We start from the raw sequence: 22,259 nt of genomic DNA on the forward strand, positions 1-22,259 counted from the left end.
GCGGGCATCACCGCAGCGGGGTGCGGCCGGTATCGGCGGGCGAGGTGGCCACGGCCGCGGCTCGGGCCGGGCTGCACGTGTCCGGGGTGTTCACGCTCCCCGGTCACGGATACGGATGTCACGGTGTCAGGGGCGCCCGCTCGGCGTTAGCCGCCACGCAGGGCGGGTAGGCGCAACCGATCAGGCCGTTCCGATTCCGCCCAGGATCTCCGCAAGGAAGCGTCATGACCACGATCGCCACCTCGCCTCGCGCGAGTCTGGACACCGTCGCGCAGGTCGCTGCCCAGTTGCGGGTCGACGCGATCCGCTCGTCCACCAGCGCCGGATCCGGCCACCCCACCTCCAGCATGTCCGCCGCCGACCTGCTCGCCGTGCTCGTCGCCCGGCACCTGCGCTACGACTGGGACAAGCCGGCCGCCGACGCCAACGACCACCTGATCCTCTCCAAAGGGCACGCCTCACCCCTGCTCTACGCGGTGTACAAGGCCGTCGGCGTGGTCACCGACGAGGAGCTGATCCACGGCTACCGGCGCTTCGGGCAGCGCCTGCAAGGCCACCCCACCCCCGCGCTGCCCTGGGTCGACGTGGCCACCGGCTCACTCGGTCAGGGCCTGCCCGACGGGGTCGGTGTCGCGCTGGCCGGCAAGTACCTCGACAAGCTGCCGTACCGGATCTGGGTCCTGTGCGGTGACAGCGAACTCGCCGAAGGTTCCATCTGGGAAGCTCTCGACAAGGCCTCCTACTACCGGCTGTCCAACCTCACCGCCATCGTCGACGTCAACCGGCTCGGCCAGCGCGGCGAAACCGCACTCGGCTGGAACCTCGGCGCCTACGCGGCCCGCGCCGAGGCCTTCGGCGCCCGCGTGCTGAGCATCGACGGGCACGACCTGGCCGCCATCGACCAGGCGCTCACCACCGCGACCGAGACCGACGCCGATGGCCGGCCCACCGTGATCCTCGCCAAGACGGTCAAGGGCAAGGGATTCTGCGAGGTCGAGGACAGGCCCGGCTGGCACGGCAAGCCCTTCCCCGCCGACATGGCCGAACGCGCCATCACCGAACTCGGCGGCCCGCGGCGCCTCACCGTCCGCGGCCCGCTGCCCGAGACCGGCGAGGACGCGGGCCGGTCGCCCACCACCGCGCCCACTTCGCCGGCCACCGCGGCCCGCTACGAGCTCGGCGCGAAGGTCGCCACCCGCAAGGCATACGGCGACGCCCTGGTCGCGCTCGGCGCCCGCGACCCGCGGGTGGTCGCCCTCGACGGTGAGGTCAACAACTCCACCTTCGCCGCCGAGTTCGCCCGCGCCTTCCCCGGCCGGTACTTCGAGATGTTCATCGCCGAACAGCAGATGGTCGCCGCCGCCACCGGCCTCGCCGTACGCGGGTACCGTCCGTACGCCTCCACCTTCGCCGCCTTCCTGACCCGGGCCTACGACTTCATCCGCATGGGCACCGTCAGCGGTGTCAGCGTCCGTCTGGTCGGCTCCCACGCCGGCCTCGAGATCGGCGCCGACGGCCCCTCCCAGATGGGGCTGGAGGACATCGCCATGATCCGCGCCGCGCACGGCTCCACCGTGCTCTACCCCGCCGACGCCACCAGCACCGTCGCCCTGACCAACGCCATGGCCACCATCCCCGGCATCAGCTACCTGCGCACCACGCGCGGCGGCTATCCGGTGCTGTACCCCGACGGCGAGACGTTCCCCATCGGCGGCTGCAAGGTCCCGCGCCGCAGCGACCACGACGATGTCACCCTGATCGGTGCCGGCGTCACCCTGCACGCCTGCCTCGCCGCCGCCGGCAGCCTCGCCGCGCTCGGCATCACCGCCCGGGTCATCGACGCGTACTGCGTCAAACCCATCGACAGCGCAGCCCTCGCCGCAGCCGCCTCGGCGACCGGCGGCCGGATCGTCGTGGCCGAGGATCACCACCCCGAAGGCGGCCTCGGCTCCGCCGTCATCGACAGCCTCGTCGCCGGCGGCAGCACCGGCCTGCGCATCACCCACCTGGCCGTCCGCGACATGCCCGGCTCCGGCAGCCCGGAAGAACTCCTCGCCTGGGCCGGCATCGACGCCGAGCACATCACGGCGGCCGCCCGGCACCTCGTCACCGACGAGTAGACCCGATGCCGCCCTGCGCGGGCGTCAGCCGGCGGCGGCCGCGGCGTCCAGGACCAGGTCCCTGGCGTCGGCCAGACCGACGGCCAGGGCGCCGAGCAGCACGGCGTCCGTGCCGAGGGTGGAGACCTCGATGCGCGGCGGGCGCAACGCGACCAGGTCGTGCAGGCGTTCGGCGACCGGGGCGGTGAGCAGGTCGCCGGGCTGGCTGCCGACGCCACCGCCGAGGACGACGAGCTCGGGGTCGAGCACCGCGGTGATGCCGGCCAGGGCGTGGCTGACGTGGTCGACCTCGCGCGCCACGGCCCGGCGGGCGATCTCGTCGCCGGCGCGGGCGGCGTCGAAGACGTCCTTCGCGCAGGTCACGCTGGTCAGGCCGAGCCGGTGGGCCATGGCGACGACGCCGTCGGCCGAGGCGACCGACTCGAACATGCCGCGGCGGCGGGCGGCGGGGTCGTCGGCGAGGGGGTCGTCCTCGCCGACCGGCAGGTAGCCGATCTCGCCGGCGGCGCCGCGGAAGCCGCGGTACAGCTTGCCGTCGATGATGATGCCCATGCCGGTGCCAGTGCCGATGGAGACGTAGACGAAGTGCCGCACGCCACGGCCGAGGCCGTAGGTGGCCTCGCCGACGGCGGCCAGGTCGATGTCGTTCTCCACGACGTAGGTCGCGCCGGCGATGCCGGCCAGGCGTTCGACGCTCCCGCGGCGGTTCCAGCCGGGCAGGTTCGGCGCCAGGTGCAGGGCGCCGGTGGCCTTGTCGTGGATGCCCGGGGTACCGAAGACGGCCAGGGTGATGTCGTCGCGCGTGATGCCGGCCGTGGCGGCCAGTTCCTCGGCGAGGCGGGTGAGCTGGGCGACGAGGTCGCGGGCGCGCATGCTGCGCGACGGCTCGTCCTTGCGCGCGACGATCCGCCCGACCAGGTCGGCCAGGGCGACGCGGACGTAGGAGCGGCCGACGTCGACGGCGAAGACCCAGCCGGCCTCGGGGCGCACCTCGTACAGCACCGCGGAGCGGCCGGCGGCGCCGGCGCGCATCCCGACCTGGCGCAGCAGCCCGGCGCGCTCCAGGTTCGCCAGGGCGCCGGCCACGGTCGGCTTGGACAGCCCCGTGTGCTGGGCCAGCTCGGGGCGCGACACCGCGCCGAGACGGAAGGTCTCGGCGAACACGGCTCGCTCGTTCATCACCCGCAGCACGCTGGTCGTGCTGGCGGTGGCGGTGGTCTGCACGGGGTACAGCGTGCCACACGAATTCAGAAAGGACCCTTATCAATTTCGTAAAGGACCTTGCCAAGGATCGGCCGGGTGCCCGAACATCCTCGCGAGAACCCTCCGAGGAAAGGTGCCCTCCGTGAGAGCCAGATGGTTCGTCGCAGTGCTGACCGCCGCGGCGGTCCTCGCCGGCGGGTGTGGCGGCAGCACCGGTGACAAGCAGGGCGGCAAGGAAGCGCCGACGATCGCGCTGTTCCTGCCGGAGTCCAAGACGACCCGCTACGAGGCGTTCGACCGGCCGCTGTTCGAGGCCAAGGTGAAGGCGCTCTGCGCGGCCTGCAAGGTGCTGTACTCCAACGCCGATCAGGACGCCGCCAAGCAACAACAGCAGGTGGAGGCCGCCCTGGCCCAGGGCGCGGACGTGCTGGTGCTCGACGCCGTCGACGCCGGCGCGGTCGCGTCGCTGGTCAACCAGGCCAAGCAGAAGAAGGTGCCGGTCATCGCCTACGACCGGCTCATCTCCGGGATCACGTACGAGTACTACGTCTCCTTCGACAACGTCCGGGTCGGGCAGATGCAGGGCCAGGCGCTGCTGGACGCGCTGAACAAGGCGGGCAAGGCGACCGCCGGCAAGATCGTCATGATCAACGGCTCGCCCACCGACCCCAGCTCCGCCGACTACAAGACCGGCGCGCACAAGGTCCTCGACGGCAAGGTACAGATCGGCCGCGAGTTCGACACGCCGGACTGGAGCCCGGACAAGGCCCAGCAGGAGATGGAGCAGGCCATCACCGCGCTCGGCCGGGACGACATCGTCGGGGTGCTCTCCGCCAACGACGGCATGGCCGGCGGCGCCATCGCGGCGATGAAGCGCGCCGGATACGCCACCCTGCCGCCCATCACCGGCCAGGACGCCGAGCTCGCCGCGGTGCAGCGGATCCTCACCGGCGAGCAGTACATGACCATCTACCTCGACATCCGGCGGGAGGCCGAACAGTCGGCGGAGCTGGCCGTGGCCCTCGCGAAGGGCGAGAAGCCGGCCGCGCCGGCGAAGGTCGCTAACGGCACCGGCGACATCCCCGCGTTCCTGCTCGACCCGACCGCGGTCACCGCGGACAAGATTAAGGACACCATCGTCAAGGACGGCTTCTACAAGGCCGCCGAGATCTGCACCGGCCCGGCCGCGGCGGCCTGCACCACGGCGGGAATCCAGTAGTGCTCGCCGCGACCAACGTCAGCAAGCGCTACGGCGCGGTCCAGGCTCTCGACGGGGTGAGCCTGGACCTCCCGTCCGGCCAGGTGGTCGCGCTGGTCGGCGACAACGGCGCCGGCAAGTCGACCCTCGTCAAGGTCCTGTCCGGGGTCGTGACCGCCGACAGCGGCTCGATCGGGCTCGACGGCGCCCCGGTGCGCATCGGCAGCCCGCACGACGCGCAGCGGCTCGGCGTCTCGACCGTGCACCAGGACCTCGCCCTGTGCGAGAACCTCGACGTCGTCGGCAACCTCTTCCTCGGCGCGGAGCGGCGCCGCTGGAGCGTGCTGAGCCACATCCGGATGGAGCGCGTGGCGCGCGACCTGCTGTCCTCGCTCGACGTGCGCATCCGCGACATCCGGGTGCCGGTCGCCATGCTCTCCGGCGGCCAGCGCCAGTCGGTGGCGATCGCCCGCGCCCTCATCGGCGAGCCGCGGGTCGTGATCCTGGACGAGCCCACCGCCGCGCTCGGTGTCGAGCAGACCGCGCAGGTGCTCGACCTGATCCGCCGGCTGCGTGAGCGGGGCCTGGCCGTCCTCGTCATCTCCCACAACCTCGCCGACGTGCGCACGGTCAGCGACCGGATCGTGGTCCTGCGGCTGGGCCGCAACGCCGGCGAGTTCGCCACCGCCGAGTCCACCCCCGAGGCCGTCGTCGCCGCCATCACCGGCGGCGCCGCCGCCCCCGCGCCCGAGGAGAACGTGTGAGCACCACGACCGGGCGGCTGTACCAGTCGCTGATCCCGCTGCGCGGCACGGGCCGCGCCGACCTCGGCGCGTGGCCGGTCGTCGGCGGCCTCGTCGCCATCGCGGCGGTGTTCGGCTCGCTCAACGAGCACTTCCTGTCCGCCGAGAACCTCACCAACCTGGCCCTGCAGATGGCCGCGACCGGCACCATCTCGCTTGGCGTCATCATGGTCATCCTGCTGGGTGAGATCGACCTCTCGGCCGGCTCGGTCAGCGGGCTGTGCGCGGTGGTCATGACGATCCTGTCGGTGCGCCACGGCTGGAACCCGCTCGCCGCGATCGGCGTGGCGCTGGGCTGTGCCGCGCTGATCGGCCTGCTGCACGGCTGGATGTTCACCCGGCTGCGGATGCCGTCGTTCGTCGTCACCCTAGCCGGGCTCATCGGATGGCAGGGCCTCATGTTGTACCTCCTGGGCCGCGGCGGCACCATCAACCTGCCCTTCGAGGGGTTCCTGGCCGGGCTGAGCGACACCTGGCTGCCCCCGTGGGCCGGGTGGCTGCTCGCGGGCGCGATCGTCGCCGGATGGACCGCCGGCTCGCTCGTCCAGCGGCGCCTGCGCCGCGCCGCCGACCTGCCCGCCGGCTCCGGGCCGGGGCTCGCGCTGCGGCTGGGCGGGCTCGCCGCCGTCCTGGCCGTCGCCGTTTCGGTGCTGTCGGCCGATCGCGGGGTACCGCTGCTGCTCGTCATCTTCGGCACGCTCGTCGTCGCCCTCGACCTGATGCTGCGCCACACCGTCTTCGGCCGGCACATGTACGCGGTCGGCGGCAACGCCGAGGCGGCCCGCCGCGCCGGCATCAGCATCGTGCGCGTGCGCGCCATCGCGTTCATGGCCTCCGCCACGCTGGCCGCGTTCGGCGGCATCCTCGCGGCCAGCCGGCTCGCCGCGGTCAACCAGAGCTCCGGCGGCAGCGACACGCTGCTCATGGCCATCGCCGCCGCGGTCATCGGCGGCACCTCGCTCTTCGGCGGCCGCGGCCGGGCCTACGCCGCGCTGCTGGGCATCCTCGTCATCCAGTCGATCACCAACGGCATGCTGCTGCTCAGCGTCGACTCCTCGGTGCGGTACATGGTCACCGCCGCGGTGCTCGCCGTCGCCGTCGCGATCGACTCCCTCGCCCGGCCGGGCCGGCCCCGGTGACGCGGCAGGTACTGGCGATCGACTTCGGCGGGACCAAGGTCGCGCTGGGCACGGCGGCGCTCGGCGCGACCGGGGGCCGGCCGCACGCCACGGTGCGCCTGGACACCCGCGGTGCCGAGGGCGCCGCCCAGGTCGTCGAGCGCACCCTGGCCGCCGCCCGCGAGCTCGTCGCCGAGCCGGCCGCGGTCGGCGTCGCCACGTTCGGCGTCCTGCGCGACGGCGTGGTCCGCCTCGCCCCGAACGTCCCCGGCTGGGACGGCCTGGCGCTGCCCGGCCTGCTGCGCGCCGCGTTCGGCGACACCCCGCTCGCCATCGACAACGACGTCAACGCCGGCGCCACCGCCGAACTGCGCTGGGGCGCCCTGCGCGGCACCGACACCGGGCTGTACGTCAACGTGGGCACCGGCCTGTCCGCCGCCCTCGTGGCCGGCGGCCGCATCGTGCCCGGCGCGAACGGCGCCGCGGGCGAGATCGGCTACCTGCGCGACCGCGCGGACGCGCCCGCCTTCGCCGACGATCGCGCCCCGCTGGAGGAGACGATCTCCGGCAGCGCCCTGGCCCGCCGCGGCTCGGCCCTGCTGGGGCGCCCGGTCACCGCCGCCGAGCTGTTCCAGGCCTACCCCGACCCCGGCGTCGCAGGGCTGCTCGACGAGGCCCTGGAGACCCTGTCCCGCACGGTCGCCAACCTCAGCATCGTCCTGGACCCGCAGCGGGTGGTCATCGGCGGCGGCCTCATGGGCGCGGCGCGGCACATCCTGCCGCGCATGGCGGCGGTGCTGGATCGTTCGGTACCGTTCCCGCCCCACCTGGCCGCCGCCGCCTTCGTCGACGACGCGCCCCTGATCGGCGCGCTGTCGATGGCCCTCACCCTGGCGGCCGCGCGACCGTGACGCCTGCGCGTCGCCGGGCCGGCGGGCCGCCGCCCGGACCCGTCAGGGGAAGTAGTCCTCCAGCTGGGCCGGCGTCAGCCCGGCCGCCTTGATGGCCTTCAGCGCGGCGATGAAGTCCTCGACGAACTGGTCGCGGAAGTGCATGAGGATCACGTCGCCCGGCTGGACCACTCTGGCCTCCTGGTACTGCACGCTGCCCCGGTTGACCGTCTCCTTCCAGAAGAACGCGGCCTTGAGCCCGCAGTCGTGCACGGCTCGAAGCGTCGTCGCGTCCTGGATCCCGCCCGGCGGGCGGAACAGCGTCGGCCGCCGGCCGTAGAGGGTGGCGAGCTGGTCGGCGGAGCCGCAGATCTCCTCCTTCTGGAAGCTGTACGACTTGCCGCTCAGGTTGGTGTGGGTGATGGTGTGCGCCTCGATGACGGCACCGATGTCCTGCAGCGTCTTGAAGTACGCCGGTTTGTCGCTGATCGCGTTGACGGTGAGGAACAGCGTCACCGGCACGTGCGCTTCCCGCAGCAGCTCGGCCGCCTCCGGGTGCTTGACCCAGCCGTCGTCGATGGTCACGAACGCCACCGGCTGGTCGGTCGGCACCCGCGAGATCCACGCGGCACTGCCGCCGTCCGGGAGCGTCACCGGATGTGCGGGCGGGGCCTTGTCGAACGCCGGCAGGCGGTCGCGATACTTCTCGGCCGCGGGCGAGCCGCTGCCCCGCAGTGGCATGCTGCTCGGCCCGGCAAGGGACGAGCTCGGCACCGGCGAAGGCGTCCCGCCGCCGCGCGCGTCATGGGCGGATTGCGCGGAACAGGCCGCGAACAGCGTCGAGAGCACCAGCAGCGCGACCACCGGCATGCGATGGCGTCGCCGTTGGGCCTGCGGGGCGGGCCCGCCCCGAGCGGAGTTCGTCGCGAAGCCCATCACGGTCCAGTGCATCCGTTCTTCGAGGTCGAGGGCGTGGCCTGCGGGTTCTGCGCGAGCCAGTCGGCCAGCTTGTCATTGGCGACCGCGCCGTAGAGCGCACTCGCGCGGCCCGGGTCAGGCAGCACCACGCTCTCCTTCTTGATCGTCGCCGATCCGCGGTTGGGGCTGACCAGCATGGTCAGGTCGCCGCTGCCGATGTTGCGAAACGCGAACGCCGTGTCGGCGAGGGAGAATTCCTTGTCGACGGTGATGGCCTTGGCCACCGACTTGAGAAACGCGTTGAGCTTGAGCGGGTTCTTCACCGTGTCGGTGCTGCTCGCCTTGTCCAGCAGCGCACTGAGGAACACCCGCTGGTGGCACATCCGCGTGAAGTCCCCGCCCAGGAACTGCTCGCGCTGGCGGACGTACTCCAGCGCCTCGGATCCGTTCAGGTGCGCCATGCCCTGGTTGAAGTGGCGGCCACCCTTGCCGACCCCGGTGACGGCCTGTTCGATGTACAGGTCAACGCCCCCGAGCGCGTCGGTCACCTGCTCGAACCCGGCGAAGTCGACCAGGACGACGTGGTCGACGTGCACCGCCGTGTAAGCCTCCACGGCCCGTACCGCGAGCGGCACGCCGCCCCACGCGAACGCCGCATTGATCTTCGCATCCCTGTTGCCCAGGCTCGGATCGGCCGGGTTCGGCGGGATGTGCACGTACAGGTCGCGCGGCAACGAGATCAGGTACGCCTTCTTGTGGCTCGCGTCGACGTGCGCCAGGATGATCGTGTCGGTGCGGCCCAGTCCCGCGTCGCCTCTGCTGTTCGGGTCGTCGGGACCGCGTGAGTCGCTGCCGAGCAGCAGGATGTTCTCGGCGCCGACGACCTCGACCGGTGGCCGGGTCGGCGCCTGCGATTGCGACTGTGACTGCTGGACACCGGTACCGAACGCATCGGTGCGCCGGATGTCCGAGTCGATGCTGCGGTAGTACAGCACCGCCGCGCCGACGGCAGCGCCGAGGAGCAGGGCGATGCTCGAAGCGATGACGGCCGCCACCTTTCTCCAACGCCGGCGGCGGCCCTGCGTGGGTGCGGTGTTCGCGGTGGCGGTGGAAGTTCCGGCTCGCATACCTCTCCTACTTCGATGGTGCTGTCCGGCGGTACGCACGGTGCGGCATCGCCGATCGCCACTCGTCACAGCAGACCATCGCGGGCAGCGAGGACGGTTCACCCGCGCGGGATGAGCGCGGGGCGGCCGCCCGGCAGCACGCCCGTCCTTCGCCGCTCACCGGCGGAGGTGAATCGTGGGCGTGGCCGGTGCGACGGCGGCGCACCGGGTAGGCAGGCATGTCGAAGTGGATCTGCCGTTGGGCCGGGATGTCGGGGGGCGAGCGTATGACGGCGATGGCGAATATCGCGACGCGGCGGAAGTTTCGCGCGCAGAACGGTACCTACGTGACGAGCGTGCGCGGGGCCGAGCTGCTGGAGATTCCGTTGCTGAACAAGGGCACGGCGTACAGCCGCGCGGAGCGGCGGGCGCTGGGCCTGGTGGGGCTGTTGCCCTCGGCGGTGCAGAGCCTGCAGGATCAGGTCGCGCGGGCGTACGAGCAGTATCACGAGCAGCCGAGCGACCTGCAGAAGAACGTGTTCCTGACGATGTTGCAGGACAGCGACGAGGTGCTGTTCTACCGGCTGCTGGGCGAGCATCTGCGGGAGATGCTGCCGGTGGTGTACGACCCGACGGTGGGCGAGGCGATCAAGCGGTACAGCCACGAGTACCGCCGCCCGCGCGGGGTGTACCTGTCCATCGACGAACCCGACCTGGTGGAGACGGCCCTGGCCGACCTCGGGCTCGGCCCCGGCGAGGTGGACCTGCTCGTGGCCTCCGACGCGGAGGAGATCCTCGGGATCGGCGACTGGGGCGTCGGCGGCATCGACATCGCCGTCGGGAAGCTGGCCGTGTACACCGCGGCGGCGGGGATCGACCCGGCCCGGGTGATCCCGGTGTCGCTGGACGTCGGTACCGACAACGAAGCGCTGCTCAACGACCCGAGGTACGTCGGAAACCGGCACGGCCGCGTCCGGGGGCAGCGCTACGACGACTTCATCGACGCCTACGTGCGGGCCGTGACCAAGCTGTTCCCCAATGCCCTGCTGCACTGGGAGGACTTCGGCCCGAGCAACGGCCGGCGCATCCTGGAGCGCTACCGCGACCGGGTGTGCACGTTCAACGACGACATGCAGGGCACCGGCGCGATCGTGCTGGCCGCCGCGCTCAGCGCCACCCGGGTGGCCGGCACGCGGATGCGCGACCAGCGGATCGTCATCTTCGGCGCGGGTACGGCCGGGGTGGGCATCGCCGACCAGTTGCGCGACGCGATGGTCCGCGACGGCCTGGACCACGACGCGGCGACCCGGCGGATCTGGTGCATCGACCGGCAGGGCCTGCTCACCGACGACATGACCAACCTGCTGGACTTCCAGGTCCCGTACGCCCGGCCGGCGAGCGAGGCGGCCGGCTGGCGCCGCGACGGCGGGATCGGGCTGCGCGAGACGGTCAGCAACGTCAGGCCCACCATGCTCATCGGCACGTCGACGGTGCATCAGGCGTTCACCGAGGACGTCGTGCGGGCGATGGCCCAGCACGTGGACCGGCCGATCATCTTCGCGTTGTCCAATCCGACGGAGCGCATCGAGGCGATGCCGGACCAGCTCATCCCGTGGACCGACGGCCGGGCCCTGATCGCCACCGGCATTCCGGTACCCCCGGTCACGTACCACGGCGTCACGTACGCCATCGGGCAGGCGAACAACGCGTTGCTGTACCCCGGCCTGGGGCTGGGCACGATCGTGGCCCGCGCCCGGAAGGTCAGCGACGGGATGCTCGCCGCGGCGGCCGACGCGGTGGGCCGTCTGGTGGACGTGAGCGCACCGGGCGCCTCGCTGCTGCCCCTGGTCGAGAACCTGCGGACGGTCTCGGCCACGGTCGCCGTGGCGGTGGCCGAACGAGCCGCCGCCGAGGGCCTCGCCCGAGCCGAGCTGACCGATCCGGCGCGGCAGGTGCAGGAGGCCATGTGGCAGCCGGTGTATCGCCCGATCAAGGCCGGGTGACGCCGTGCGATACCAGGTGCGCGACGTGCCGATCGGTCTGGACGCCGCCGGCACCCGCACCGAGACCGACTCGCTCGGCGCGGTCGAGGTGCCGGCCGGGCACTACTGGGGCGCCCAGACGCAGCGTTCGCTGGTGCACTTCGACATCGGCGACGATCGCATGCCGAAGCAGGTGTACCACGCCTACGGCTACGTCAAGAAGGCCGCCGCGATGGTCAACGCGCGGGCCGGACGGCTGCCGGAGTGGAAGTCCGACCTGATCTCGAGGGTGGCCGACGAGGTGATCCGTGGCCGCCTCGACAGCGAGTTCCCGTTGTACGTCTGGCAGACCGGCTCCGGCACCCAGTCCAACATGAACGTCAACGAGGTGATCTCCAACCGGGCGATCCAGCTCGTCGGCGGACAACTGGGCACCAAGACCCCGGTGCACCCCAACGACGACGTCAACATGGGCCAGTCCTCCAACGACACGTTCCCGACCGCGATGCACATCGCCGCCGTGACCGCCATCGACGAGCAGCTGCTGCCGGCGCTGGCCCGGCTGTACGACACGACCGCCGAGAAGAGCCGGAAATGGGCCGGTGTCGTCAAGATCGGCCGCACGCACCTGGAGGACGCGACCCCGCTGACCGTCGGTCAGCAGTGGTCCGGCTACGCCGCCCAGCTCGCCGACGCGTCGGCCCATCTCATGACGACGATGACCGGCCTGTACCGGCTGGCCATGGGCGGCACCGCGGTCGGCACGGGGCTGAACGCCCCACCCGGCTTCGACGAGGCCGCCGCCAAGACCATCGCCGAGCTGACCGGCAAGCCGTTCGTGACCGCGCCCAACAAGTTCGCCGCCCAGGGCTCGCTCGACGCGCTCGTGCGCACGTCGGCCGCGCTGCGCGGCATCGCGGTGGCACTGTTCAAGTTCGCCAACGACATGCGCTGGCTGGGATCAGGGCCGCGCACCGGGCTGCACGAGCTGAACCTGCCGGCCAACGAGCCCGGCTCGTCGATCATGCCCGGCAAGGTGAATCCGACCCAGGCCGAGGCCATGCTCATGGTCTGCATCCAGGTCCAAGGCGCCGACACGGCCGTGGCCATCGCCGGCGGCGAGGGCAACTTCGAGCTCAACGCCTTCCGGCCGATCGTCATCAACAACGTGCTGCACTCGATCCGCATCCTCGCCGACGCCGCCGACCACTTTCGCCGGTTCCTCGTCGAGGGCGCCCAGCTCGACGAGGAACGGCTGCGCCACAACGTGGACCGGTCGGTCATGATGGTGACCGCGTTGTCGCCGGTGATCGGCTACGACCGCGCGTCGCAGATCGCCCACCACGCCATCGACCGCGGCCTCACCCTCAAGGCCGCGGCGCTCGACCGCGGCGTCAGCGAGGAGCTGTACGACCGGGTCGTCGTCCCGGTCAACCTGACCCGGCCCGGCACCGCCGATCTTCCGGCGGCCGGCGGCGACGGCGGCGGTCACCGCTGAATCACGCCGGCCGCGCCGGCGGCCACGAGCAGCGTCGCCGTCTGCGCGTGGCCGCCCCGGACGGCCCAGTCGAGCGCCGACAGCCCGCTTCCGTGATCCTCGGACATTCATTGCAGCAGCGTAGGCGGATCCCCAACCATCCGGGGGTACTCGTGCGTTGAGCTCATGTGAACCCCACGCCCAGTGACGAGCAGGCCGAGTTCCAGGCCGAGTTCGTCGCCTTCGTGCAGGCCCGCCAGCACCGGCTGCTGCGCTCGGCGTACCTGATGTGCGGCGACCACCACCGGGCCGAGGACCTGCTGCAGGACGCGCTGGTCAAGCTGGCGCTGCGGTGGCGGCAGGTCCGCCACGGCGAGCCGGAGGCGTACCTGCGCAAAATCATGTACCGCGACGCGGTGTCCTGGTGGCGGCGGCGCCGCCGGGAGACGCTGGTCGACGTGGTACCGCTGGCCGCGGGCTCCGACAGCGCCGAGCCGGTGGCGGACCGGGTGGTGTTCGCGGCGGCGCTGGCCCGGCTCGCTCCGCGCCAGCGGGCGGTGCTCGTGCTGAGGTTCTTCGACGACCTGACCGAGGCCCGCACCGCGCAGGTGCTGGGCGTGTCGGTCGGCACCGTGAAGAGCCAGACCAGCGTCGCGTTACGGCGGCTGCGGGCGCTCGCGCCGGAGCTGGGCGAACTGCTCGCGGCGGGACGGGAGCGCTGAGATGGGCGAACTGCTCGTGGTGCGACGGGAGGGCCGAGATGGGCACGCGTGAGCTGGCCGAACTGCTCGATCAGGCGTCCGCGGACGTCCGGGCGCCGGCGCTGGCGGAGGCGGCGTGGGCGCGGGCCGGCCGGGTCCATCGCCGGCGGCGGATCGTGACCGGCGTCGCGGCGGCGGTCGCGGTGTGCGCGGTGGCGGTGGGCGTCGCCGTGCCGCTGCGGGCCGGGCCGCGACCGCACCCGGTGGCCACGCCGTCGAGCAGTCCGGCGCCGTCCGCGGCGTCGCCCGGCCCGCCGAGCGTGGATCAGATGCCGCGGCAGCCGGGCCGGCGCACGATCGGGCCGCTGCCCGCGACCGGTGCGGCGTTCCGGCCCGCCGAGGCCCGCAAGCTGTCGCAGCGGCCGGTCCGGCAGGCCGTGGCGGTGGTTGAGCCGCACAGTGCGGACGACGCCACCCGGCCGGAGCCGCTGTACGTGCTCGACACCGACGGCTCGTGGGCCCGGGTGGACGTGGTCGATCTGGCGTTCACCCGGGACGAGGGGAACAACACGGCCGATCCGCTGCGGCCCACGGCGGTGTCGCCGGACCGGCGCCTCGTCGCGGTGGCGCAGACCGACGAACTCATCGTCGTCGACGTCACGACCGCCGCGGTGTACCGCACGCCGCTGCCGGGCTACAACGAACAGGTGATGTGGCGCTCCAACGACACCGTCCTGGTCACGCGGGACGACGGTGAGCAGGCGACGGCCACGTTCGCCGTCGACTGGCGGGCGCGGACGGCGACGCGGGTCACGGCGGGGCTGTCGGTCTGGAACACGGTCGTGTCGCGGCCGGACGGGCCGGTGCTCGAGCTGCGGGGCGTGATCGGCGCTGAGGCCGGTGACGAACCGATGGTGCTGAAGGAGTGGCAGCTGGACCGGGCCGCGCCGGTGCGGGAGGTGCCGGTCGACGGCCGCGCGCTGGCACCGTACGGGGTGGACGAGTGGTACGGCCCCGCCGTGCGCAACGGCGCGGACGCGGGCGGCGACCTGGTGGTCCGGGCCGGCTGGGGCCGCACGCCGACGCGCCAGGGCGTCGAGGTCGTCGCCGTCGTCGACGTGCGCACCGGAGAGCTGCGGCGCCTGCTCGACCTGGGCCGGGACCGGGTGAAGGGCTGCTGCCAGCCGCTGGACTGGGTCGACGAGCACACGGTCCTGCTGCGCACGGACCAGGAGGGTCTCATCGCCTGGGACGTGTCGACCGGCGCGGTCTCGGTGGTGAGCACGGGCCCGCTGCTCGGCATCGTCGCGATCGCGCTGCACTGAACGTCGCAGCGGCGGCGCGTCGCCGGCCGCGTTGCCGACCGATCGGGTGCTCCGGCCGCCGGGCCCGGTCAGGGCGTGGTGAGCAGCGCGTGGACGCGGGTCAGGAACTGCGTGGCCGCCGCGCGGTCGAGCGAGCGGCCCGCGTCGCGGCCCATGGCGTGACTGTCCAGCGCCGCCTGGATCACGGCGGCCTCGCCCGGGAGGTGCCGCACCGCCCACTCGGCGGCGACGCGCTTCGGCGACCAAATGCGCTCCGCGTGGTAGCGCAGCGCCCGGCAGCCGTTGAGGACCGCGTTGTCGCCGTGTTCGCCGAGGTGGGCCAGCTGGGCGGCGACCGAGTCGGCGACGACCGGGAGCAGCACCCGCGAGCGCACCCGCGGCACGAGGTCGGCGAACGGCGGGCCGATCAGGGCGCGGCGCTGCTGGCGGACCATGTCCCGGTCGATCGGATACCAGAAGCTCAGGCCGTCGCCGGGGCCGGTCTCGGCCATGTACGGCAGCTCGGCGCCCGTGTTGAGGTTCAGCGCGAAGCCGGCCTCGGTGGACAGGCCGGCCAGGGTCGCGCGGTCGTAGAGCACGAACTCGAGGCCGGTCGCCGGGCAGGGCAGGGCAGGGCAGCGCCGCGTGATCGAGGGCCGCGACGACGGCGGCGATCTCGCCGTCCGTGGGCTCCTCGGCGACGGCGAGCAGGTCGACGTCACTGCGGCCCGGCTGATACGCGTCGAAGGCGAGCGAGCCGGCCGGATACACACCCACCAGCCGCCCGCGGAAGATGCCCTGCAGCCGGTCGACGACCGCGCCGAGGTATCCGTCGAGGATGTTCACCGCTCATGTGTAGTCCGGCCGAGCCCCTGACCACCGGCCACGTGTGGCCGGTGAGGGCTGCCGGGCCGCCCGGGACAGCCCGGGCGGCGCAGCGGCGCAACTTACTTCTTCTTGTTCTTCTTGTTCTTCTTCTTGTCCTTCTTCGACTTCTTCGCCATGGTGAATCACCTCCAAGGGGTCGACGACTCATCAGACAGTACGGCCAAATTCCCGGTAAACAAAGGCTTTCCAGCAAACTTCCATGAAGTGCTCGTCACACCAATATCGTCCATTGTGGACTTAAGTGCACACCTCAGCCACCCGCAAGTGCGGCATATCTCGGCCAGGACAAGCGATCTAATGTCCGGTACAGTCATCGTGAAATGAGGTGAGCATGACTGCATCGAACATCGGACGTTCGTATCACGCGCCACGGCGTGTCGCGGCCGCCACGGCCACCCGGGAGGCGATCGTGGCCGCGGCGGAGCGCCTGTTCGCCCGGCGCGGCTACGCGGCGACGACCATGGCGGCGATCGCCGAGGAGGCCGGGGTCACACCCAAGTCGGTGTACGCACTGGCCGACAAGCCCGGACTGCTGCTGCTCGCCGTGGACCGGACCGCGCCCGGACCCGGGTCCGAGGAGGTCGTCGGCGGGCTGGTGCGCCGATATCCCATGCAGCGGGCGTTCGAGGAGGCAGCGGCCGCCGAACCGGCGCTGCGCGAGGCGTGGCGGCGGCACGAGCGGCAGCGGCGCGCCGAGCTCAAGCGGCTGGTGCGCACCGCGGCCGATGCCGGTCGGCTGCGGCCGGGGCTGACGGTCGGGCGGGCCACCGACACGCTGTGGGCGCTGATCACCTGGCACGCCGTGGCGCTGCTCATCGAGCAGCGCGGGTGGGGCCGGGCCAAGGTCGCCGAGTGGCTCGACCAGCTGATGGAGACCGTGCTCACCGGCGACGGCCGGCCGCAGGACTGAGCCAGGACGCCCTCGCGGTGGTGCCGATCACTCCGGGGGCCCGCGGCGGCAAGGGAGGGTAAGGACCGGAGCACCCTTACCACCATGACCGCCGCCGTCCCGGCCGCCCGCCGGTTCGCCGCCCTGCGCAACCGTGACTGCCGGCCCTACCTCTTCGGGGCGGCGCTGTCGATGATGGCCGACAACATCGAGCACGTCATCACGTACTGGGTACTGTGGGAGAAGTTCCACTCCGAGGCGCTCGCCGGCTTCCAGGTGATCAGCCACTGGGTGCCGTTCCTGCTGCTGTCGGTGTGGTTCGGCGGCCTCGCCGACCGCTACGACTGCCGGCGTGTCATCCAGGCCGCCCAGATCCTGTTCATGGTGGTGTCGCTGGCCTGGGGCATCCTGTTCATCACCGACTCGCTGCAGATCTGGCACGCGTGCCTGCTGCTGGTGCTGCACGGCGTCGCCGGCTCGTTGTGGGGCCCCGGCGAGCAGCTGATGCTGCACGACATCGTCGGCGACAAGGAGCTGGCCTCGGCGGTACGCCTGAACGCGACCTTCCGCAGCCTCGGCGTCCTGCTCGGCCCGGCGGTCGGCTCCGCGCTGCTGCTGCAGCTGGGCCCGACGGCCGGCATCCTGGTCAACATCGGGTTCTACCTGCCGCTGACGCTGTTCCTGTTCCGCACCCGCTTCACCGGGCACACCCGCCACGCGGGCGCCCCCGCCCAGCGCGTCGGCCTGTTCGACTCGGTGAAGGTCCTGCGGCGCGTCGCCGGCAACCACACCCTCATCAGCATGATCATCCTGGCCGGTCTGGCGTCGTTCTTCGTCGGCACGTCGCTGCAGGCCACGATGCCGAGCTTCGCCGGCGACCTGGGCGGCAACCCGGCCGACGTCTACGGCGTGCTGTTGTTCGCCGCCGGCGCCGGCGGCGTCCTCGGCGGCATCCTGCTCGAGGCGACCGGCCGCATCCGCCCGACGGTCCGCGCCGCGCTGGTGACCACCATGCTGTACGGCGTGAGCACCCTGCTGTTCGCCGTGACCCGCGACTACGTCCTCGCCGTGGTCCTGCTGTTCATCGGCGGCGTGGCCAACCTGGCGTCGATGTCGATCGGCCAGACCGTCACCCAGCTGCTCGCCCCGCCCGCCGAGCGCGGCCGGGTGATCGGCGTCTACAACGTCTCGGCCAGCGGCCTGCGCGCCGGCAGCGGCGTCACGGTCGGCGTGCTGGGCCAGGCGATCGGCGTGCACTGGTCGCTCGGCCTCAGCTCGGCCGCGCTGTGCCTGGGCACCGCCGTGGCGGCCCTCTATACCCGCGGCGGCCGCCGTGCGCCGGCCCGGGAGGCGGCGGCCGAACCCGTCGAGGCCGGCGCCGGCGAAGGCGGCACCGGACCTCAGGGAACCTGACGAAAGCACAGCACTGCTGGCCGTGACGGGTTTCGTGAACCTGGCGTTTCAGGCGCTGGCGAACTCGTCGGTCCCGCTGTGGGTCGACCCGCGGATGCGCGGCCGCGTGATGGGCCTCTACATGCTGGTCCTCACGGGCGGGACCCCGCTCGGCGCCCCGATCATCGGGGCGCTCACCAGCCACGCCGGCGGGCGATTCGGGATGGCCGTCTGCGGCCTCGTCCCGGCCGCCGCCGCGGGAGCGATCGTGCTGATCCAGGTCTGGCACCGGCGCCGGTCGAGCCGGTCTGCCACCGCCGGCGCGACGGCCGCTCGGCGCGGGAGCACCGGAATCGTCCGGCGGCAGATGCCGGGCCGTCACCCGCACCAGCGGGGACCGGCGCTGTAGCGCCGGTCCCCGCCGTGGAGCAGGTGCCTGGATCAGCCGGTGAAGGTGGCCGTGATCTGCGTGAACTGCCAGTTGTTCTGGGCGATGCCGCTGCAGTTGGACACCACGCCGCCGCCGGGGCAGGGCTTGTCACGGTTGACCGACCAGAACGCGAGCCGCGCCAGGTGGTTGTTCTGGGCGTAGTCGCGGATCTGCTGCCAGTACGCGACCGAGGTCAGCTCCTGCTGGTCCGACAGACCGTTCATGCCGGAGATGCCCATGTGCTGGTACGCGGTGGCGTCGTTCCACCCGAACGCCGACTTCAGCTGCGCCTTGAGCCCCTCGGAGGCGCTCACCGTGCTGTTGTACATGTTCGCGCCGCCGCCGAAGTCGAACGGCATGATGGTGAAGACGTCGATGTTCGCGCCGGTCGACGCCGCGCGGTTGATGAGCTGCTGCGCGTAGTAGCCGGGGCCGGTGGTGGCCGTGCCGAACGTGATGATGGTCTTCAGGTTGGGGTTGTTCTGCTTGACGATCTTCAGCGCGTCGACGATCCGGTTCCGCACGGTGTCGTTCTCGAACTCGTCGGTGTTCTCGATGTCGATGTCGATCGCCTTCAGGCCGTACGCGTTGATCACGGTCTGGTACGCATTCGCGAGGGCCTGCGGGGTGGAGCAGTTCGGGCCGAGCTTGTTGCCGCTGTAGCCGCCGAACGACGGGATCACGTCGCCGCCGCCGGCGCGCACCTGGTTGATCACGGTCGCGTCGATGCCGCCGGTGAGCGGCCGGTTGCCGTCCCACGCCGGCGTGCAGCCGCCGCCGGAGAGCACGAACGCGAGCGTGAACCACTTGATGCCGGTCGCCGCCTGCACCGTCTGCGGGTTCGGCGCGTCACCCCACTGGTAGAGGTAGGGCGCCGCGATGCCGCCGCCGGGCGGCGGGTTGGTGCCACCCGTGGTCGTGGCGGTGACGCTGTTCGACGCCGCCGACTCGCCCTGGGCGTTGTACGCCTTGACCGTGTACGTGTGCGTGGAGCCGGCCGCCAGCCCGGACACCGTGGCGGTGGTGCCGGTGCCGGTGGAGCGCACCGTCGTGCCCTCATAGACGCGATATCCGGTGACGGTGCCGCTGGAGGCGTTCCACGCCAGCGTGAAGCTCGTGTTCGCGGTCGCGGTGACCCGCAGGTTGGACGGAGCGCCCGGGACGCCCGGCGGCGGGGTGGTGGTGCCACCGCCGTCACACGCGCCGAGGTCCTTCCACAGCGACGGCGTGGTGGAGGGTGTCCACCCGGCGCCGACGTGGGCGGTGTGGGCCTGCAGGGCCTGGTAGGTGTGGCCCTGGTACGTAACCTGGGCACCCACGCTGTAGGTGTTACCTTCGGCCCAGGCAGGGGCGGTGCAGGTGGCCTGGACGGCACTGGTGGCGGCCTGTGCCTGCATCGCCGGCACGAGAGCGAGCGCCGTCACGATGGACATTGCCGCGCCCGCTGCCAGGGCGAATGTACGACGTCGAGATCTCATGGGACCCCCTACACATCGATGGATCGATGGTGAGGGACGCTATCAGTTAACACTATTAAATGTAAGGGTCGGCGACCAAGTGCGTCGCGGAGACCCCGGCCGGCGGTGCCGGCGCATCGCATCGACGGGCATCGTGACCAGGCCGGGGCGCCCTGATTCGGACATCCGGATCCGTGAGGATTCATGGCGATGCACCGCCCGCCGGGTGTGCGGGCACGGTTGACCCGCACCGCGGCGGCGGCTGCGTCCGTCATGGCCGGATCGGGCACGAGCCCGGGCGCCGCGGGGCGCCCGGGCTCACGCGGCAACGGTTACGGCAGGGTCCAGCGCTGGTTCGCCCCGCCGGAGCAGGCCCAGATCTGCAGCTGCGTGCCGTCGGCCGAGCTGGGGCCGGCCGCGTCCAGGCACTTGCCGAGGGACTGCAGGCTGCCGTTCGCGCCGGCCGTCCACTGCTGCGCGGCGGAGCCGTTGCAGTCGTAGAGCTGCACCTTCGTGCCGTCGGCGGAGTTCGCCCCGGCCACGTCGAGGCACTTGCCCAGCGCGCGCACGGTGCCGTCGCTGCCGACCGTCCACTGCTGCGCGGTGGTGCCGTTGCAGGTGTACAGCTGGATCTTCGTGCCGTTGGCCGAGCTGGCGCCGGCGACGTCGACGCACTTGCTGCCGTAGCCGGTGATCTGGCCGGTGCGCGTCGTCGGGGTGCCACTGTCGGCACCGGCCCAGATGTACGTGCCGACGGTCTTCGCGGGCAGGGTGCTGGAGAACTGCTGGGTGCCGACCCGCAGGGTGAACGCCTGGTTCCCCGAGGTCTGGTTCACCACCACGGTGACGAGCGTGCCGTCCGGGTTGAGGAACGCGACGTTGGTGACCGTGCCGGTCGAGCCGTAGCCGGTCGAGACGCGCCGGGCGCCGCGCTGCACGAACTTCGAGAACTGCGCGACCATGTTGAAGTCCGGCAGCGCCCAGAAGGTGTCGCGGTTGCCGGTGCTCTGCACGAGCATGGTCGGGTCGGGCGAGCCGGACCAGCGCTCGGGCAGACGGTTCTGGTCCAGCATGCTCACCCAGCCCTCGTACAGGGTGGACGAGTTGCGGAAGTACTGCACGATGCGGTCGGCTCCCGCCGTACCCCAGACGGATCGCTCCGTCATGAGCACGTCCTTGTCGGGGTAGCTCGCCTTCACGGTGGACATCACCGACGGGTCGCCGGCGTAGTCGTGGAAGGCGATGCCGTCCACCGAGCCGTACGCGTCGCTGTGGCTGGAGGCGCTGCCCAGGACCCCCTGGGCGTAGGACACGCCCTCGCTGAAGTTGTGGTCGAAGGCCCAGATCTTGACGCTACCGAGGGAGGCGCCGTTCAGCTCGGTCTTCAGCGCCTTGGCGAGCTGGCGCTCCTGGTCGGCGCTCACCAGCATGCCGGGGTAGTCCGCCGGGGAGAACAGCGGCTCGTTCTGCAGGGTGAGCGCGTAGATCGGGATGCCCTGCGCGACGTACGCCTGGACCGCGCGCCGGTAGTAGGTCGCCAGCGTCGGGATGTACGCGCTGTTGAGGCTGCCGCCGATGATGTTGTTGCTGGTCTTCATCCACGGCGGGGCCGACCAGGCGCTGGCGAAGATGCGCAGGTTCGGGTTGATGGCGAGAGCCTGCTTGAGCGTGGCGATGATGTTGTAGTCGATGTCGCGCTGGATGGAGAAGCGCGACAGCGACGGGTCGGCCGCGCCGTCGTCGTAGGTGTAGAAGTCGTGCGAGGTGAAGTCGCTCGTGCCGAACGTGATCCGGGCGACGTTGAAACCGGCGCCGGTGGCCGGGTCGACGAGGGTACGCAGCGCGCGGTCGCGGGCGGCGGCGCTCATCCGCGACAGGTTGTAGATCGTCGACTCCTCGAGCGACGAGCCGACCCCGAGGATCGTCTGGTAGCGCGTGTTGGTGTCGACGGTGACGGTGGCGCTCCCGGTCGCCGCGCCGACCGCGATGTCGGCCTGGCGGGACAGCTGGTACGGGGTGCCGGCGAGGCCGGTGGCGGGGTTGCTGTACCAGTTGGCGTTCTTGGGCTCATATCCCGCGGTGCGGGACTCGGAGCTCCAGTAGACCTGGACGGAGCTCGCCGCCGCGGCGGCGGGGAGCTGAGCGGAGGTGAGCAGGGCGGCCGCGGTGGCCGCGACGAGCAGCGCAGACAACGGTCGGGTTGGGACCATGTGCACGTCTCCTGGCGGGGGTGTAGGGCGGGGGTAACTTCAGGACTTGTATTAAGCCCTGACGCCATATATCTGTCAATAATCCTGATAAATGGCCCGTCGCGGCATCGCGAGCGCACCGCCCCGGGCGCGCACCTGGGGATGATGACCGCGAACGAGCCGGCCCGCAAGTT

General features: G+C 71.8%; 19 protein-coding genes. 13 read left to right on the forward strand and 6 right to left on the reverse strand.

From position 1 onward, the window contains the following. Positions 1-224 precede the first annotated feature (224 nt). The gene (locus tag AB0367_RS23435; RefSeq protein ID WP_366228521.1) at positions 225-2,120 is read left to right on the forward strand and encodes a transketolase; all 1,896 of its coding nucleotides are present in this window, start codon (positions 225-227) and stop codon (positions 2,118-2,120) included. A 24-nt stretch (positions 2,121-2,144) separates the two neighbouring features. Here the strand turns inward: AB0367_RS23435 and AB0367_RS23440 are convergent, their stop codons facing one another. Further along, positions 2,145-3,344: an ROK family transcriptional regulator gene (locus AB0367_RS23440; protein WP_366228522.1), complete on the reverse strand. Its 1,200-nt coding sequence runs from the start codon at positions 3,342-3,344 to the stop codon at positions 2,145-2,147. A 121-nt stretch (positions 3,345-3,465) separates the two neighbouring features. On the opposite strand from AB0367_RS23440, the gene AB0367_RS23445 reads away from it, so the two are divergent. Genes AB0367_RS23445 through AB0367_RS23460 form a run of 4 tightly spaced genes read left to right on the forward strand, consistent with a single transcriptional unit; the run spans position 3,466 to position 7,353 of the window. Beyond that, positions 3,466-4,542, forward strand: a complete 1,077-nt coding sequence (locus AB0367_RS23445; RefSeq protein WP_366228523.1) for a sugar ABC transporter substrate-binding protein — start codon at positions 3,466-3,468, stop codon at positions 4,540-4,542. Then, complete coding sequence (locus tag AB0367_RS23450) at positions 4,542-5,285, forward strand: ATP-binding cassette domain-containing protein (protein ID WP_366228524.1); 744 nt, start codon at positions 4,542-4,544, stop codon at positions 5,283-5,285. The genes AB0367_RS23445 and AB0367_RS23450 overlap by 1 nt, the downstream gene beginning before the upstream one ends. After that, positions 5,282-6,463, forward strand: coding sequence for a sugar ABC transporter permease (locus tag AB0367_RS23455; protein ID WP_366228526.1), 1,182 nt, complete (start codon positions 5,282-5,284; stop codon positions 6,461-6,463). The genes AB0367_RS23450 and AB0367_RS23455 overlap by 4 nt, the downstream gene beginning before the upstream one ends. Then, the gene (locus AB0367_RS23460; RefSeq protein ID WP_366228527.1) at positions 6,460-7,353 is read left to right on the forward strand and encodes an ROK family protein; all 894 of its coding nucleotides are present in this window, start codon (positions 6,460-6,462) and stop codon (positions 7,351-7,353) included. The genes AB0367_RS23455 and AB0367_RS23460 overlap by 4 nt, the downstream gene beginning before the upstream one ends. Before the next feature lie 42 nt (positions 7,354-7,395). On the opposite strand, the gene AB0367_RS23465 is transcribed toward AB0367_RS23460, so the two are convergent. Both AB0367_RS23465 and AB0367_RS23470 read right to left on the reverse strand, forming a co-directional pair. After that, a complete protein-coding gene (locus tag AB0367_RS23465) occupies positions 7,396-8,202 on the reverse strand; it encodes a polysaccharide deacetylase family protein (protein ID WP_366228528.1) in 807 nt (268 codons plus the stop codon). A 65-nt stretch (positions 8,203-8,267) separates the two neighbouring features. Beyond that, on the reverse strand, positions 8,268-9,377 hold the full coding sequence (locus AB0367_RS23470) for an LCP family protein (RefSeq protein ID WP_366228529.1): 1,110 nt from the start codon (positions 9,375-9,377) through the stop codon (positions 8,268-8,270). Between the two features lie 275 nt (positions 9,378-9,652). On the opposite strand from AB0367_RS23470, the gene AB0367_RS23475 reads away from it, so the two are divergent. The 4 genes from AB0367_RS23475 to AB0367_RS23490 all read left to right on the forward strand — a co-directional run bounded on the left by AB0367_RS23475 (position 9,653) and on the right by AB0367_RS23490 (position 14,841). Beyond that, positions 9,653-11,359 carry an NAD-dependent malic enzyme gene (locus AB0367_RS23475; RefSeq protein WP_366228530.1) on the forward strand — a complete coding sequence of 569 codons (1,707 nt, stop codon included), beginning with the start codon at positions 9,653-9,655 and terminating at the stop codon, positions 11,357-11,359. Positions 11,360-11,363: 4 nt separating this feature from the next. Then, entirely contained in the window at positions 11,364-12,836 is a 1,473-nt protein-coding gene (locus AB0367_RS23480) for a class II fumarate hydratase (RefSeq protein WP_366228531.1), read from the forward strand. 167 nt (positions 12,837-13,003) lie between these two features. Next, positions 13,004-13,537, forward strand: coding sequence for a SigE family RNA polymerase sigma factor (locus AB0367_RS23485; protein WP_366228532.1), 534 nt, complete (start codon positions 13,004-13,006; stop codon positions 13,535-13,537). Between the two features lie 38 nt (positions 13,538-13,575). Further along, the gene (locus AB0367_RS23490; protein ID WP_366228533.1) at positions 13,576-14,841 is read left to right on the forward strand and encodes a hypothetical protein; all 1,266 of its coding nucleotides are present in this window, start codon (positions 13,576-13,578) and stop codon (positions 14,839-14,841) included. A gap of 68 nt (positions 14,842-14,909) precedes the next feature. Here AB0367_RS23490 and AB0367_RS23495 read toward each other — a convergent pair whose 3' ends face one another. Further along, positions 14,910-15,419 carry an aminoglycoside adenylyltransferase domain-containing protein gene (locus AB0367_RS23495; protein WP_366228534.1) on the reverse strand — a complete coding sequence of 170 codons (510 nt, stop codon included), beginning with the start codon at positions 15,417-15,419 and terminating at the stop codon, positions 14,910-14,912. Positions 15,420-15,465: 46 nt separating this feature from the next. On the opposite strand from AB0367_RS23495, the gene AB0367_RS23500 reads away from it, so the two are divergent. The 4 genes from AB0367_RS23500 to AB0367_RS23515 all read left to right on the forward strand — a co-directional run bounded on the left by AB0367_RS23500 (position 15,466) and on the right by AB0367_RS23515 (position 18,398). Next, positions 15,466-15,696, forward strand: a complete 231-nt coding sequence (locus AB0367_RS23500) for a hypothetical protein (protein ID WP_366228535.1) — start codon at positions 15,466-15,468, stop codon at positions 15,694-15,696. 343 nt (positions 15,697-16,039) lie between these two features. Further along, positions 16,040-16,618, forward strand: coding sequence for a TetR family transcriptional regulator (locus AB0367_RS23505; protein ID WP_366228536.1), 579 nt, complete (start codon positions 16,040-16,042; stop codon positions 16,616-16,618). Positions 16,619-16,702: 84 nt separating this feature from the next. Further along, entirely contained in the window at positions 16,703-18,010 is a 1,308-nt protein-coding gene (locus AB0367_RS23510; protein WP_366228537.1) for an MFS transporter, read from the forward strand. 22 nt (positions 18,011-18,032) lie between these two features. Then, a complete protein-coding gene (locus tag AB0367_RS23515) occupies positions 18,033-18,398 on the forward strand; it encodes an MFS transporter (protein WP_366228538.1) in 366 nt (121 codons plus the stop codon). Between the two features lie 32 nt (positions 18,399-18,430). On the opposite strand, the gene AB0367_RS23520 is transcribed toward AB0367_RS23515, so the two are convergent. After that, on the reverse strand, positions 18,431-19,843 hold the full coding sequence (locus AB0367_RS23520) for a carbohydrate-binding protein (RefSeq protein WP_366228539.1): 1,413 nt from the start codon (positions 19,841-19,843) through the stop codon (positions 18,431-18,433). A gap of 365 nt (positions 19,844-20,208) precedes the next feature. Beyond that, on the reverse strand, positions 20,209-22,086 hold the full coding sequence (locus AB0367_RS23525) for a ricin-type beta-trefoil lectin domain protein (RefSeq protein WP_366228540.1): 1,878 nt from the start codon (positions 22,084-22,086) through the stop codon (positions 20,209-20,211). Positions 22,087-22,259 lie beyond the last annotated feature (173 nt).

The organism is Dactylosporangium sp. NPDC051484, from assembly GCF_040689395.1.
In the GTDB taxonomy this organism is placed as follows: domain Bacteria; phylum Actinomycetota; class Actinomycetes; order Mycobacteriales; family Micromonosporaceae; genus Dactylosporangium.